Source organism: Sporosarcina sp. So3-204 (assembly GCF_058068165.1).
This window is the reverse complement of the sequence record NZ_CM176485.1, coordinates 3050910-3064379: the sequence shown is the minus strand read 5'-3', so window position 1 is coordinate 3064379 and position 13470 is coordinate 3050910. Positions and strand designations below refer to the sequence as shown.

General features: G+C 43.4%; 6 protein-coding genes, 18 tRNA genes and 3 rRNA genes. 24 read left to right on the top strand and 3 right to left on the bottom strand.

Translation table 11 applies throughout. From position 1 onward, the window contains the following. Nucleotides 1–121: 121 nt before the first annotated feature. Together AC3RV6_RS15180 and AC3RV6_RS15175 are read right to left on the bottom strand one after the other, a co-directional pair. Nucleotides 122–1204, bottom strand: coding sequence for an FUSC family protein (locus AC3RV6_RS15180; RefSeq protein WP_489746811.1), 1083 nt, complete (start codon nt 1202–1204; stop codon nt 122–124). Between the two features lie 73 nt (nt 1205–1277). Next, on the bottom strand, nt 1278–2573 hold the full coding sequence (locus AC3RV6_RS15175; RefSeq protein ID WP_489746810.1) for a glutamate-1-semialdehyde 2,1-aminomutase: 1296 nt from the start codon (nt 2571–2573) through the stop codon (nt 1278–1280). A 125-nt stretch (nt 2574–2698) separates the two neighbouring features. On the opposite strand from AC3RV6_RS15175, the gene bcp reads away from it, so the two are divergent. Together bcp and perR are read left to right on the top strand one after the other, a co-directional pair. After that, the gene (bcp, locus tag AC3RV6_RS15170; RefSeq protein ID WP_489746809.1) at nt 2699–3172 is read left to right on the top strand and encodes a thioredoxin-dependent thiol peroxidase; all 474 of its coding nucleotides are present in this window, start codon (nt 2699–2701) and stop codon (nt 3170–3172) included. A gap of 137 nt (nt 3173–3309) precedes the next feature. Beyond that, on the top strand, nt 3310–3750 hold the full coding sequence (gene perR / locus AC3RV6_RS15165; protein WP_489746808.1) for a peroxide-responsive transcriptional repressor PerR: 441 nt from the start codon (nt 3310–3312) through the stop codon (nt 3748–3750). 45 nt (nt 3751–3795) lie between these two features. On the opposite strand, the gene AC3RV6_RS15160 is transcribed toward perR, so the two are convergent. After that, nucleotides 3796–4179: a YgzB family protein gene (locus AC3RV6_RS15160; RefSeq protein WP_489746807.1), complete on the bottom strand. Its 384-nt coding sequence runs from the start codon at nt 4177–4179 to the stop codon at nt 3796–3798. 128 nt (nt 4180–4307) lie between these two features. Here AC3RV6_RS15160 and AC3RV6_RS15155 point away from each other — a divergent pair, with 128 nt between their 5' ends. From AC3RV6_RS15155 to AC3RV6_RS15050, 22 genes are all read left to right on the top strand, one after another. Then, entirely contained in the window at nt 4308–5189 is an 882-nt protein-coding gene (locus AC3RV6_RS15155) for a nucleotidyltransferase-like protein (protein WP_489746806.1), read from the top strand. A 501-nt stretch (nt 5190–5690) separates the two neighbouring features. Next, nucleotides 5691–7246, top strand: a 16S ribosomal RNA gene (locus AC3RV6_RS15150). 162 nt (nt 7247–7408) lie between these two features. After that, nucleotides 7409–7485 (top strand) — tRNA-Ile (locus tag AC3RV6_RS15145). 10 nt (nt 7486–7495) lie between these two features. Beyond that, nucleotides 7496–7571 (top strand) — tRNA-Ala (locus tag AC3RV6_RS15140). Nucleotides 7572–7802: 231 nt separating this feature from the next. Beyond that, nucleotides 7803–10758: ribosomal RNA gene (locus AC3RV6_RS15135) — 23S ribosomal RNA — on the top strand. Between the two features lie 150 nt (nt 10759–10908). Beyond that, nucleotides 10909–11024, top strand: a 5S ribosomal RNA gene (gene rrf, locus AC3RV6_RS15130). Together the 16S, 23S and 5S rRNA genes with 18 tRNA genes alongside form the textbook arrangement of a ribosomal RNA operon. 46 nt (nt 11025–11070) lie before the next feature. Next, a tRNA-Asn gene (locus AC3RV6_RS15125) sits at nt 11071–11145 on the top strand. Nucleotides 11146–11149: 4 nt separating this feature from the next. After that, nucleotides 11150–11241: transfer RNA gene (locus AC3RV6_RS15120), tRNA-Ser, on the top strand. A gap of 27 nt (nt 11242–11268) precedes the next feature. Beyond that, nucleotides 11269–11340, top strand: a tRNA-Glu gene (locus AC3RV6_RS15115). A 181-nt stretch (nt 11341–11521) separates the two neighbouring features. Further along, nucleotides 11522–11597, top strand: a tRNA-Val gene (locus tag AC3RV6_RS15110). Nucleotides 11598–11625: 28 nt separating this feature from the next. Beyond that, nucleotides 11626–11700: transfer RNA gene (locus tag AC3RV6_RS15105), tRNA-Met, on the top strand. A gap of 4 nt (nt 11701–11704) precedes the next feature. After that, nucleotides 11705–11780 (top strand) — tRNA-Asp (locus AC3RV6_RS15100). Nucleotides 11781–11801: 21 nt separating this feature from the next. Continuing rightward, nucleotides 11802–11877: transfer RNA gene (locus tag AC3RV6_RS15095), tRNA-Phe, on the top strand. A 22-nt stretch (nt 11878–11899) separates the two neighbouring features. Then, a tRNA-Thr gene (locus AC3RV6_RS15090) sits at nt 11900–11975 on the top strand. 123 nt (nt 11976–12098) lie between these two features. After that, a tRNA-Tyr gene (locus AC3RV6_RS15085) sits at nt 12099–12183 on the top strand. Between the two features lie 92 nt (nt 12184–12275). Next, a tRNA-Trp gene (locus tag AC3RV6_RS15080) sits at nt 12276–12349 on the top strand. Nucleotides 12350–12367: 18 nt separating this feature from the next. Continuing rightward, a tRNA-His gene (locus AC3RV6_RS15075) sits at nt 12368–12443 on the top strand. Between the two features lie 24 nt (nt 12444–12467). Next, nucleotides 12468–12543: transfer RNA gene (locus AC3RV6_RS15070), tRNA-His, on the top strand. Between the two features lie 9 nt (nt 12544–12552). After that, nucleotides 12553–12624, top strand: a tRNA-Gln gene (locus tag AC3RV6_RS15065). 8 nt (nt 12625–12632) lie between these two features. Then, nucleotides 12633–12707 (top strand) — tRNA-Gly (locus tag AC3RV6_RS15060). A gap of 10 nt (nt 12708–12717) precedes the next feature. Then, nucleotides 12718–12791: transfer RNA gene (locus tag AC3RV6_RS15055), tRNA-Cys, on the top strand. A 38-nt stretch (nt 12792–12829) separates the two neighbouring features. Then, a tRNA-Leu gene (locus AC3RV6_RS15050) sits at nt 12830–12910 on the top strand. Nucleotides 12911–13470 lie beyond the last annotated feature (560 nt).

The following is a 13470-nucleotide window of genomic DNA, read 5'->3' as shown; positions in this document are numbered from 1 at the left end:
TTTAGTTTTATAATTTATAGTTTAAAGTACGCAATAGTTCATTGAAAGAAAAACTAAACATTCATTTGCAATAACAAAACCTGCCTGTCTAATTATTCATAGACAGGCAGGTTTTGTTGATTCAATAAACATCTTCTATTTGGTTAATATCCATCTCATTTTCATGATGACGTCTATTACTAACAATGAGTTTATCAAGATGTTCAAGTTGTTCTTCGTAATTTAAAATAGCAGATAGAACATGTAATAAGTGATACGATGAAAAAGTTTCACTTTCCTTAGCTAATGAAATTTCCTTGACGAATATTTCCATTACTTCATGTCTTTGAATGTATTCCACACTTGTATCAACCGTCATATTTTCCGCTTTTAATTTACCAGCAAATTTAAGGTGAAGCTGTTCGTGATAAGTCAAAATTGTATCAAGACGTTCTTGAACCATGAGTCGAAAATGTTCGGGTAAATCAATTAGCTCGTTTTCATACTTGTGAAGTTTACTAAGTACTTCATAACTACTTTTGGAAGTTGCGATCATTTGTCTATAAATAACTAATTTCCTAATCTTAGCACGTGAAGATTTTTTGAAATAACTGCGCTCCTCTTTATAAAGTAAAAAGGTAATATCGATTTGCGAAAGACGTTCTTTCATTTTTTTTAAAGACTTTTTTGTAGATATATGTTCTGAAGCCTGTCTTCCGGCGAGTCGTGTCCAACGTATAATCTCATCTTGAGCAAGATGAATTGAATCAAAAAGTTTTGTTTCATATTTAGGTGGCATAAATACAAGGTTAACTATAAATGCTGCTAGAACACCAACAACAATAGTTGAAAAGCGAATGAGCGCGTATGATAAAAAGTTATCATCTTTTATCTCCATAATTACAATCATCATGACTAATGCCATTGAAATTGACTTTTCGATTTTTAACTTAATCATTATTAAAATAATAACAACTGCTGCTAGACCGACAACGACAAGCTGATTTCCAAATACTAGCACGAAAACTATTGCAACAACTGCCCCAATAATATTACCTTGCAAGTGTTCTACGATGGTCACGTATGACCGATAAATAGAGGGCTGAATCGCGAAAATAGCCGCAATCCCCGCGAACACTATATTAGGAAGACCAAGTAAATCCGCCATAAATAAAGCAAACACGATCGCAACGCCCGTTTTAACAATGCGGGCACCAAGTTTCATAAAGTTATTCCTTTCTAATTAGCAACTTATTTTTAGCATATTATCTAATTCTAAATCAATTTGTTGTTTACAATTACATCGTCGCAAGTTCTTCAAATGACTTATCTACTGCGCTTAGCGTATCAATAATATCCTGTTCAGTATGTGCAGTCGTTAGGAACCAAGCTTCGTATTTCGAAGGAGCGATATTAATGCCATTCTTTAACAATAACTTGAAAAACTTTGCAAACATGTCGCCGTCTGTTGCTTCGGCTTGCTCATAGTTTTCGACTTTTACATCTGTAAAGAATAAAGTAAGTGCACCACCCAAGCGATTAGTAGTCATTGTTATACCATGCTTTGCGGCAGATGTAACAACACCTTCTTCTAGTAAAGCGCCAAGTCGATTCATTTCATCATATACTCCTGGTTCTTGAAGTACTTCAAGACAGGCAATACCTGCAAGCATTGAAGCTGGGTTTCCGGCCATTGTACCAGCCTGATAAGCAGGTCCAAGTGGTGCAACATGGTCCATAATTTCTTTTCTTCCACCATAAGCACCAATAGGTAGTCCGCCGCCAATAATTTTCCCGAGAGCTGTCAAGTCAGGTGTTAGTCCTAGCATATCTTGTGCGCCGCCGTAGTGGAAGCGGAAAGCGGTAATGACTTCATCATAGACAATTAATGCTCCTTTTTCAGCTGCCAGTGCGTGGACGAGTTCTAGGTAGCCTTCGTTTGGTTCAACAATTCCGAAGTTACCGACGATAGGTTCTACTAGGACACAAGCAATTTGGTCACCCCATTTGTCCATTGCTTCCTTGTAAGCATTTGGATTGTTAAAAGGAACTGTAATTACTTCCTCGGCAATAGACTTTGGAACACCTGCAGAGTCGGGGGTTCCAAGTGTAGCAGGCCCTGAGCCAGCTGCAACAAGGACTAAATCTGAATGGCCATGGTAACAGCCAGCGAATTTCATAATTTTAGTCCTGCCAGTATAGGCGCGAGAAACGCGAATCGTTGTCATGACAGACTCTGTACCTGAGTTTACGAATCGTACTTTATCCATATTAGGCATTGCTGCTTTAAGCATTTTTGCGAACTTTAATTCATGAGGTGTCGGTGTACCATATAGTACGCCATTTTCAGCAGCTTCAACAATTGCTTTCGTAATGTGAGGGTGCGCATGCCCAGTAATAATTGGACCGTATGCAGCAAGGTAATCAATATATTTATTGCCGTCTACGTCCCAAAAATAAGCACCTTTTGCACGTTCCATTACTGTCGGTGAACCTCCGCCAACCGCGTGATAGCCGCGTGAAGGACTATTTACGCCTCCTACAATATGTTTGTTTGCTTCATTAAATACTTTTTCTGAATTTGTTCTTATCAATTTAATTCCTCCGTTTTCATATATCTACTCTCTATTCTAAACAAAATCTCCTCAATACGCCAAAGAAATTGATAAAATTGAGTTAGATAGATAAGATTGAGGAAAGAAACTAGGAGGAATAATTTATGACAACACTTGTCGGAATGCATGCACCAAAATTTTCGCTTCTTAATGAAAAACAGGAAACTGTGACATTAAAGGACTTTTCAGGTAAGGAATTCGTTATTCTTTATTTCTATCCAAAAGATGCAACGCCTGGTTGTACTACGCAAGCTTGTGATTTTAGAGATTCGTATGATGACTTTAGTAATCTAAATGCCGTGATTTTAGGTATTAGTCCTGACAACGCGGTCTCACATGAAAAATTTATTAAAAAACAAGGATTGCCATTTTCATTACTAATTGATGATGACCATTCAGTATCAGAAGATTATGGTGTTTGGAAATTAAAAAAGATGTTCGGTAAAGAGTATATGGGAATAGAAAGATCTACTTTTTTAATAGATCCAACAGGAACAGTAGTAAAGGAATGGCGAAAAGTAAAAGTAAAAGATCATATCGAGGAAGTTCTTAAGACTTTGAAAGAACTGACAAAGTGACAATAAAAAAGGCTCTTTAATTGAAAACCTGATTTTGTTCAAGCTACCGTTTTAGTTGACAGGCATATGCTATTTTAAGTACACTAATGATAATGATTATAAAGTGATAATCTTTATAAGGATTGGGGTGCAAAGCGATGTCTGAAATACTAATAGTAGACGCGCTGGACACGTTGAAAAAAAGCGGTGTTAGAATTACCCCGCAAAGACATGCTATTCTAGAATATCTAGTCACTACTAAATCACACCCAACAGCAGATGACATTTATAAATCGCTGTCAAGTAGCTTTCCTAATATGAGCGTCGCAACAGTTTATAATAACTTGCGAGTCTTTCGTAACGTTAATCTTATTAAGGAGCTTTCTTATGGGGACGCTTCAAGTCGTTTTGATTTTGTGACAAATGACCACTACCATATTATTTGTAATGATTGCGGGAAAATTGTCGATTTCCATTATCCGGGCTTAAAAGAAGTAGAACATTTTGCTTCTCATGTGACAGGATTCAAGGTGGACTCACATCGGCTAGAAGTATATGGAACATGTCCAACATGTGCGGCGAATACTGCAACGGATTAAATTAATAAAAGCATCCAACGAGTCCTTAGACTCGTTGGATGCTTTTTAGTTTTTATCACCATCAACACTAACTTCTTTGTTTCTCTGGCTTGGTTTATTATAGATTTCATCGAATTCTTTACCTTCTAGAGTGGGGTCAAGGGTTAAAGGTTCGCGGCAATGACCACACATGTCGACTCTACCAAGCATTTTAGTTTGTTTTCCACAATTAGGACAAGTTATTTGTGCCGCTCTCGTTGATAATGCGCCTATCCATGCGTAAACTACCGTACTAGCTATAATGGCAAGAACACCGAGCAGCATGAAAATTAGCATAACGATTTCATTTGATCTAAAGAAAATACCGAGGTACATTATAACAACGCCTATAAATACTAACGATAGCGCAAAAGTACGTATACGGTTGATTTTATTTTTATATGGCTTCATTTTTCGAACTCCTCCTTATATATCCTCAATTACTATAGCATATTTTTAATTGTCTTGATATTTTTCATACTTGATTAGAGGATTCTGTAAGACTGTCGTCGAAAAAGGGAGATAACGGAGGTGTAATAATGGAACAAGTTTTAAGGTCTATCTATCAAGAAAGAGCAAGTGACGCTGATACGCTCGGTGTTATCTTAGTTGAAAAGAGAGAAGAAGTTGATCCGATTACAGATACATTTGATGCGCTCCTCCTTATCATTACTTCCAATAAAGAAGTACCGATCTATACCAAACATTACTCTGCAGGTATAAGGAAGGCAACAATGCATGTAATTAGCGAAGACCAATTAAGAAAATGGCTGCTAATCGGTTCAAAAAGAAAAGTCGTTGACTGGATTTATTACGGTAAAATTTTATTTGATCGTAATGAATACGTAGAGAACCTCAAAAAAGAATTACAGGAATCTAACTACTTAGATAGGAAAATTAAAATGGGATTAGAGTTTTCAAAGTTAGTTAGAAGTTATATAGAAGGAAAGTCTTTCTTTGAAGAGGAAAACTATATGGACGCTTATAATCATGTAGTTAATTCCTTGCGACATCTTGCTAGGTTAGCCGTAATCGATAACGGGTTATTTCCTGAAGTAACCGTTTGGTCTCAAGTAAAGAAAATTGATCCATCTATTTATAAACTATACGAGGAACTAACAACGAGTGTTGAGCCACTAGAGAAAAGACTGCGCCTTCTTTTTCTTGCAAGTGACTTTTTTATTCATAATAGAACAGAAGATGGTGCTGAACATATTCTAGAAGTTATGTCGACGAAAGATCAATGGGAAATTCAAGAGCTTCATGAAAATAATGTTTTACGCATGTATTCTATTGATTTAGAGGTGTTCATTGAATTTTTAGTTGAAAAAGGTTTTATCAAAATTGTACAGAATGAATCAAAAAACCATCATATATCACATAGAACTTATAGTGTGAATACCGATAAAAAGGCGCAGTAACAGTATTGTTAGGAACGATTTAAAATCGTTCCTAAATTAGTGTTGACAGATATAGCAGAACCATGGTAATCTATTACTTGTCGCTTGAAGCAGTAACGACATTGAAAAAGAAAAAAAAAAGACTTGACACTTCGTTGAAGAATTGTTATTGTTGAGAAGTTGCTTTTGTAGGACGCACAATGAACCTTGAAAACTGAACAGCAAAACGTCGATATAAGTCATTCGTGTTTACACGATATGATTAATAACTCAGGACGCTTCGGCGCACTTGAGTATAAACGTTTCTATATGAAACAAAATTGTCATTCAATAGAAGTAGTTAACGCTACAACTATTAATGCCAGCAAAAAGAAATGAGCTTTCATTTTCTTCTTGTTCTGGCGGTCGAGACGTAGTGCAGTGCTAGGAAACGATTGAGCAAAGGAAGGAGCGTACATTAGTACGTGACTGACGGAGTGAGAGAAGTTGACAACGCAATGTGCTGCGTATCGGCTAGCCAGTATTATGGAGAGTTTGATCCTGGCTCAGGACGAACGCTGGCGGCATGCCTAATACATGCAAGTCGAGCGAACAAAATTTGGAGCTTGCTTCAAATTTTGTTAGCGGCGGATGGGTGAGTAACACGTGGGCAACCTGCCCTGCAGATGGGGATAACTCCGGGAAACCGGGGCTAATACCGAATAATCAGTTTGTCCGCATGGACGAACTCTGAAAGACGGTTTCGGCTGTCACTGCAGGATGGGCCCGCGGCGCATTAGCTAGTTGGTGGGGTAATGGCCTACCAAGGCAACGATGCGTAGCCGACCTGAGAGGGTGATCGGCCACACTGGGACTGAGACACGGCCCAGACTCCTACGGGAGGCAGCAGTAGGGAATCTTCCACAATGGACGAAAGTCTGATGGAGCAATGCCGCGTGAGCGAAGAAGGTTTTCGGATCGTAAAGCTCTGTTGTAAGGGAAGAACACGTACGGGAGTAACTGCCCGTACCTTGACGGTACCTTATTAGAAAGCCACGGCTAACTACGTGCCAGCAGCCGCGGTAATACGTAGGTGGCAAGCGTTGTCCGGAATTATTGGGCGTAAAGCGCGCGCAGGCGGCCTGTTAAGTCTGATGTGAAAGCCCCCGGCTCAACCGGGGAAGGTCATTGGAAACTGATAGGCTTGAGTACAGAAGAGGAAAGCGGAATTCCACGTGTAGCGGTGAAATGCGTAGAGATGTGGAGGAACACCAGTGGCGAAGGCGGCTTTCTGGTCTGTAACTGACGCTGAGGCGCGAAAGCGTGGGGAGCAAACAGGATTAGATACCCTGGTAGTCCACGCCGTAAACGATGAGTGCTAAGTGTTAGGGGGTTTCCGCCCCTTAGTGCTGCAGCTAACGCATTAAGCACTCCGCCTGGGGAGTACGGCCGCAAGGCTGAAACTCAAAGGAATTGACGGGGACCCGCACAAGCGGTGGAGCATGTGGTTTAATTCGAAGCTACGCGAAGAACCTTACCAGGTCTTGACATCCCACTGCCCGGTATAGAGATATACTTTTCCCTTCGGGGACAGTGGTGACAGGTGGTGCATGGTTGTCGTCAGCTCGTGTCGTGAGATGTTGGGTTAAGTCCCGCAACGAGCGCAACCCTTGATCTTAGTTGCCATCATTAAGTTGGGCACTCTAAGGTGACTGCCGGTGATAAACCGGAGGAAGGTGGGGATGACGTCAAATCATCATGCCCCTTATGACCTGGGCTACACACGTGCTACAATGGACGGTACAGAGGGTCGCCAACCCGCGAGGGGGAGCTAATCCCATAAAACCGTTCACAGTTCGGATTGCAGGCTGCAACTCGCCTGCATGAAGCCGGAATCGCTAGTAATCGTGGATCAGCATGCCACGGTGAATACGTTCCCGGGTCTTGTACACACCGCCCGTCACACCACGAGAGTTTGTAACACCCGAAGTCGGTGAGGTAACCCTTAGGGGAGCCAGCCGCCGAAGGTGGGACAGATGATTGGGGTGAAGTCGTAACAAGGTAGCCGTATCGGAAGGTGCGGCTGGATCACCTCCTTTCTAAGGATATATGTCCATAGTCGGATTACACCTTTGGTGTATGAAAGCTAGGCATACGGAAAATCGACGTTTTGCGTTCAGTTTTGAAGGTTCAATAAATTTATATAATATACTTTTATATAAATGATTTAATTGAATTTTTCTCTTAAAGTTCCCGAAAGGGGGCCTATAGCTCAGCTGGTTAGAGCGCACGCCTGATAAGCGTGAGGTCGATGGTTCGAGTCCATTTAGGCCCACCATTAAAGTTTAGGGGCCTTAGCTCAGCTGGGAGAGCGCCTGCCTTGCACGCAGGAGGTCAGCGGTTCGATCCCGCTAGGCTCCACCAAATTAATTTTATTGGATTTTTTTGTTCTTTGAAAACTGGATAAAACAATAATTGAAACAAATCAAGAATCAACCAAGATAAACAAATCTTCGTTTATCTATGATAAACATGTTTTTGTTAATTTTAAAGAACGACCTTTTTACGAAACGTTGATTTTTACATCGCTGTAAAATCACGTTTATTTAAAAGATAAGAATTAGCGACGCAATGCGACGTTAAGACCTATTTTTTGGTTAAGTTAGAAAGGGCGCACGGTGGATGCCTTGGCACTAGGAGTCTATGAAGGACGGCACTAACACCGATATGCTTCGGGGAGCTGTAAGTGAGCTTTGATCCGAAGATTTCCGAATGGGGAAACCCACTGCTCGTAATGGAGTAGTACGTTTACGTGAATACATAGCGTAATCGAGACAAACCCGGAGAACTGAAACATCTAAGTACCCGGAGGAAGAGAAAGAAAAATCGATTCCCTGAGTAGCGGCGAGCGAAAAGGGAACAGCCCAAACCAGGAAGCTTGCTTTCTGGGGTTGTAGGACATGCTATACGGAGTTACAAAGGAATGGATTAGGCGAAGCGACCTGGAAAGGTCCGCCGTAGCGGGTAATAGCCCCGTAGTCGAAAGTTCATTCTCTCCAGCATGTATCCTGAGTACGGCGGAACACGTGAAATTCCGTCGGAATCCGGGAGGACCATCTCCCAAGGCTAAATACTTCCTAGTGACCGATAGTGAACCAGTACCGTGAGGGAAAGGTGAAAAGCACCCCGGAAGGGGAGTGAAATAGATCCTGAAACCGTGTGCCTACAAGTAGTCAGAGCCCTTGTTGACTTTCCTTCGGGAGAGTCACGGGTGATGGCGTGCCTTTTGTAGAATGAACCGGCGAGTTACTGATTTCATGCAAGGTTAAGCAGAGAATGCGGAGCCGCAGCGAAAGCGAGTCTTAATAGGGCGAATTAGTATGAGGTCGTAGACCCGAAACCAGGTGATCTACCCATGTCCAGGGTGAAGGTAAGGTAATACTTACTGGAGGCCCGAACCCACGTATGTTGAAAAATGCGGGGATGAGGTGTGGGTAGCGGTGAAATTCCAATCGAACCTGGAGATAGCTGGTTCTCTCCGAAATAGCTTTAGGGCTAGCCTCAAACTTTAGAATCTCGGAGGTAGAGCACTGTTTGGACTAGGGGCCCATCCCGGGTTACCGAATTCAGACAAACTCCGAATGCCGATGATTTATGTTTGGGAGTCAGACTGTGGGTGATAAGATTCATAGTCGAGAGGGAAACAACCCAGACCACCAGTTAAGGTCCCAAAGTCTCTGTTAAGTGGAAAAGGATGTGGCGTTGCCCAGACAACCAGGATGTTGGCTTAGAAGCAGCCATCATTTAAAGAGTGCGTAATAGCTCACTGGTCGAGTGGCGCTGCGCCGAAAATGTACCGGGGCTAAACAGAGCACCGAAACTGTGGACTTACATCTTAGATGTGAGTGGTAGGAGAGCGTTCTAGGGGCGTCGAAGTTAGACCGTAAGGACTAGTGGAGCGCCTAGAAGTGAGAATGCCGGTATGAGTAGCGAAAGAAGGGTGAGAATCCCTTCCACCGAATGCCCAAGGTTTCCTGAGGAAGGCTCGTCCGCTCAGGGTTAGTCGGGACCTAAGTTGAGGCCGAAAGGCGTAGACGATGGATAACAGGTTGATATTCCTGTACCACCTCCCCGCCGTTTGAGTAATGGGGGGACGCAGTAGGATAGGGTGAGCGCGCTGTTGGTTATGCGCGTCTAAGCAGTGAGGTGTGAAATGAGGCAAATCCCATTTCTATAACATTGAGCTGTGATGGCGAGGGGAATTATTCCCTGGAGTCCCTGATTTCACACTGCCAAGAAAAGCCTCTAACGAGGCGGGAGGTGCCCGTACCGCAAACCGACACAGGTAGGCGAGGAGAGAATCCTAAGGTGATCGAGAGAACTCTCGTTAAGGAACTCGGCAAAATGACCCCGTAACTTCGGGAGAAGGGGTGCTCTGGTAGGGTGTTAAAGCCCGAGAGAGCCGCAGTGAATAGGCCCAGGCGACTGTTTAGCAAAAACACAGGTCTCTGCAAAACCGCAAGGTGATGTATAGGGGCTGACGCCTGCCCGGTGCTGGAAGGTTAAGGGAAGAGGTTAGCGCAAGCGAAGCTTTGAACCGAAGCCCCAGTAAACGGCGGCCGTAACTATAACGGTCCTAAGGTAGCGAAATTCCTTGTCGGGTAAGTTCCGACCCGCACGAAAGGCGTAACGATCTGGGCACTGTCTCAACGAGAGACTCGGTGAAATTATAGTACCTGTGAAGATGCAGGTTACCCGCGACAGGACGGAAAGACCCCGTGGAGCTTTACTGTAACCTGATATTGAATTCTGATGCAATCTGTACAGGATAGGTAGGAGCCTTAGAATCCGGAGCGCTAGCTTCGGAGGAGGCGTTGGTGGGATACTACCCTGATTGTATTGGACTTCTAACCCATGCCCCTTATCGGGGCAGGAGACAGTGTCAGGTGGACAGTTTGACTGGGGCGGTCGCCTCCTAAAGAGTAACGGAGGCGCCCAAAGGTTCCCTCAGAATGGTTGGACATCATTCGCAGAGTGCAAAGGCATAAGGGAGCTTAACTGCGAGACCTACAAGTCGAGCAGGGTCGAAAGACGGGCTTAGTGATCCGGTGGTTCCGCATGGAAGGGCCATCGCTCAACGGATAAAAGCTACCCCGGGGATAACAGGCTTATCTCCCCCAAGAGTCCACATCGACGGGGAGGTTTGGCACCTCGATGTCGGCTCATCGCATCCTGGGGCTGTAGTCGGTCCCAAGGGTTGGGCTGTTCGCCCATTAAAGCGGTACGCGAGCTGGGTTCAGAACGTCGTGAGACAGTTCGGTCCCTATCCGTCGCGGGCGCAGGAAATTTGAGAGGAGCTGTCCTTAGTACGAGAGGACCGGGATGGACACACCGCTGGTGTACCAGTTGTCTTGCCAAAGGCATAGCTGGGTAGCTACGTGTGGACGGGATAAATGCTGAAAGCATCTAAGCATGAAGCCCCCCTCGAGATGAGATTTCCCATTACGCAAGTAAGTAAGATCCCTCAGAGATGATGAGGTTGATAGGTCCGGGGTGTAAGTACGGCGACGTATGTAGCTGACGGATACTAATTGATCGAGGACTTAACCAAATAACGTAAGAAGTAAGTGGGCTGATTCCCCTGATTTGTGAAGATTATCTGTTTTATTCAGTTTTGAGTGAATAAAAAATATTTATATTTTAATTTCGCTTGACATTTATTGTAAGTTTGTTATAATTAATCATGTTGTGTGTAAAACAGTTCAGTGGCGATAGCGAAGAGGTCACACCCGTTCCCATCTCGAACACGGTAGTTAAGCTCTTCAGCGCCGATGGTAGTTGGGGGTTTCCCCCTGCAAGAGTAGGACGTTGCTGGTCTGTTTTAAACAAATTTAATTTAATTATACAGTTTGTTATATACTATTCCGCAGTAGCTCAGTGGTAGAGCTATCGGCTGTTAACCGATCGGTCGTAGGTTCGAATCCTACCTGCGGAGCCATATTGGAGAGCTGTCCGAGTGGCCGAAGGAGCACGATTGGAAATCGTGTAGGCGGTTTACGCTGTCTCAAGGGTTCAAATCCCTTGCTCTCCGCCAAAGTCGTATCAGTTTATTATTAATTAAGGCCCCTTGGTCAAGCGGTTAAGACACCGCCCTTTCACGGCGGTATCACGGGTTCGAATCCCGTAGGGGTCATTAAGGCTTTATCAACGCGTAATCTGCGTTGAAAATAGCCTACCTTGAAGCACTAATCAAAACTAAGTTTTGTTAGTTGAGGCAGTTTTCGAGGCAATAATCGAAAATGTACTTGCCGGAAAACTTCACAAAGAAAAACATTCAAAAGGTATCTTTTGAAATGGATTTCAAATAACACCCAGGAGGATTAGCTCAGCTGGGAGAGCACCTGCCTTACAAGCAGGGGGTCGGCGGTTCGAGCCCGTCATCCTCCACCATTTTAATTAGTATTAGTTTTATTATTATCGCGGGGTGGAGCAGTGGTAGCTCGTCGGGCTCATAATCCGAAGGTCACAGGTTCAAATCCTGTCCCCGCAACCAAATAGGTCCCGTAGTGTAGCGGTTAACATGCCTGCCTGTCACGCAGGAGATCGCGGGTTCGATTCCCGTCGGGACCGCCATTTTTTTAAATAATAATATGTGGCTCAGTAGCTCAGTCGGTAGAGCAAAGGACTGAAAATCCTTGTGTCGGCGGTTCGAATCCGTCCTGAGCCACCATTTAAATACAATAAAATAAGTAGCCGGAGTAGCTCAACTGGTAGAGCAACTGACTTGTAATCAGTAGGTTGAGGGTTCAAGTCCTTTCTCCGGCACCATTTCTTATAGTATAAGCTACGCAGTAATGTGAAGCTTATCGCAGCTCTTTATAAAATTGAGAGAAGCACGAGTAGAATAATAAAGCTGACGCAGTATTATGAAGCTTATTGCAATTATAATATGGTGGGGTAGCGAAGTGGCTAAACGCGGCGGACTGTAAATCCGCTCCCTACGGGTTCGGCAGTTCGAATCTGCCCCCCACCACCAACTTTTCAAAAAACTGTTGGATAAAGTGAGAGCTTTTAAGAATTAATTTTATGTATATTATTATTAATGCTTTAATATAATATTTATATTACAGGGGTATAGTTCAATGGTAGAATAAAGGTCTCCAACACCTTCGATGTGGGTTCGAATCCTACTACCCCTGCCATTTTTATGTTTTATTATGGCGGTTGTGGCGAAGTGGTTAACGCATCGGATTGTGATTCCGACACTCGGGGGTTCAATTCCCCTCATCCGCCCCATTTAAATTAAATACTTATATTATGGCGGTTGTGGCGAAGTGGTTAACGCATCGGATTGTGATTCCGACATTCGGGGGTTCAATTCCCCTCATCCGCCCCATTAGATTTTTGGGGTATAGCCAAGCGGTAAGGCAACGGACTTTGACTCCGTTACTCGTTGGTTCGAATCCAGCTACCCCAGTAAAGTTCGCGGAAGTAGTTCAGTGGTAGAATACGACCTTGCCAAGGTCGGGGTCGCGGGTTCGAATCCCGTCTTCCGCTCCATTTAAATTATGGCGGCATAGCCAAGCGGTAAGGCATGGGTCTGCAACACCTTTACCACCGGTTCGATTCCGGTTGCCGCCTCCATATTGAACTTATTTATAAAACTAAATATATATTGTTAAGCCCGAGTGGTGGAATGGCAGACACGTCGCACTCAAAATGCGATGCCGCGAGGCGTGCCGGTTCAAGTCCGGCCTCGGGTATAGCCTGGTCTTTTCTAGTCAAGTTGAGAAAGGCCTATAGCATCTACAAACGTTGATAACACAGCGTTTGTAGATGCTTTTTATTTTGGCTGAATACGATAGGTTTTGAAGACTTTATGCACAAATTCTGCACAAGGATTACATAAACATGTTCTCAAAGATCGAAATTGTTTCTTCTTTATCTTTTTCTCTCATCTCATCTAAGGTTTGCGAATAGGTCTTCCAAGTTGTCTCTACATCCTTATGTCCAAGTCATTCGCACATAGTTCATAGAAACCTTTTGATTGGATTCACCACAATATAGAAGCACACTTGCATGTGTGTGACGTAAGCCGTGCACATTGGGTATTACTTATGATATCCTGGTAGTAGAACAATGGTGTTGATTAGGCACTGTGAAAACTTGATAATCTATCTGGACTTCGATTGCTAGTCGTTGGCAAGCAACATGAAAACCTAATCAGAGTATTTAGGAAGAAGAGTGTGAGTAGTAATACTTACCGCTCTTCTTTTTCATTTTTAAAAAAGTTGATTAATGATGATGAATAAATCAGTGTTAT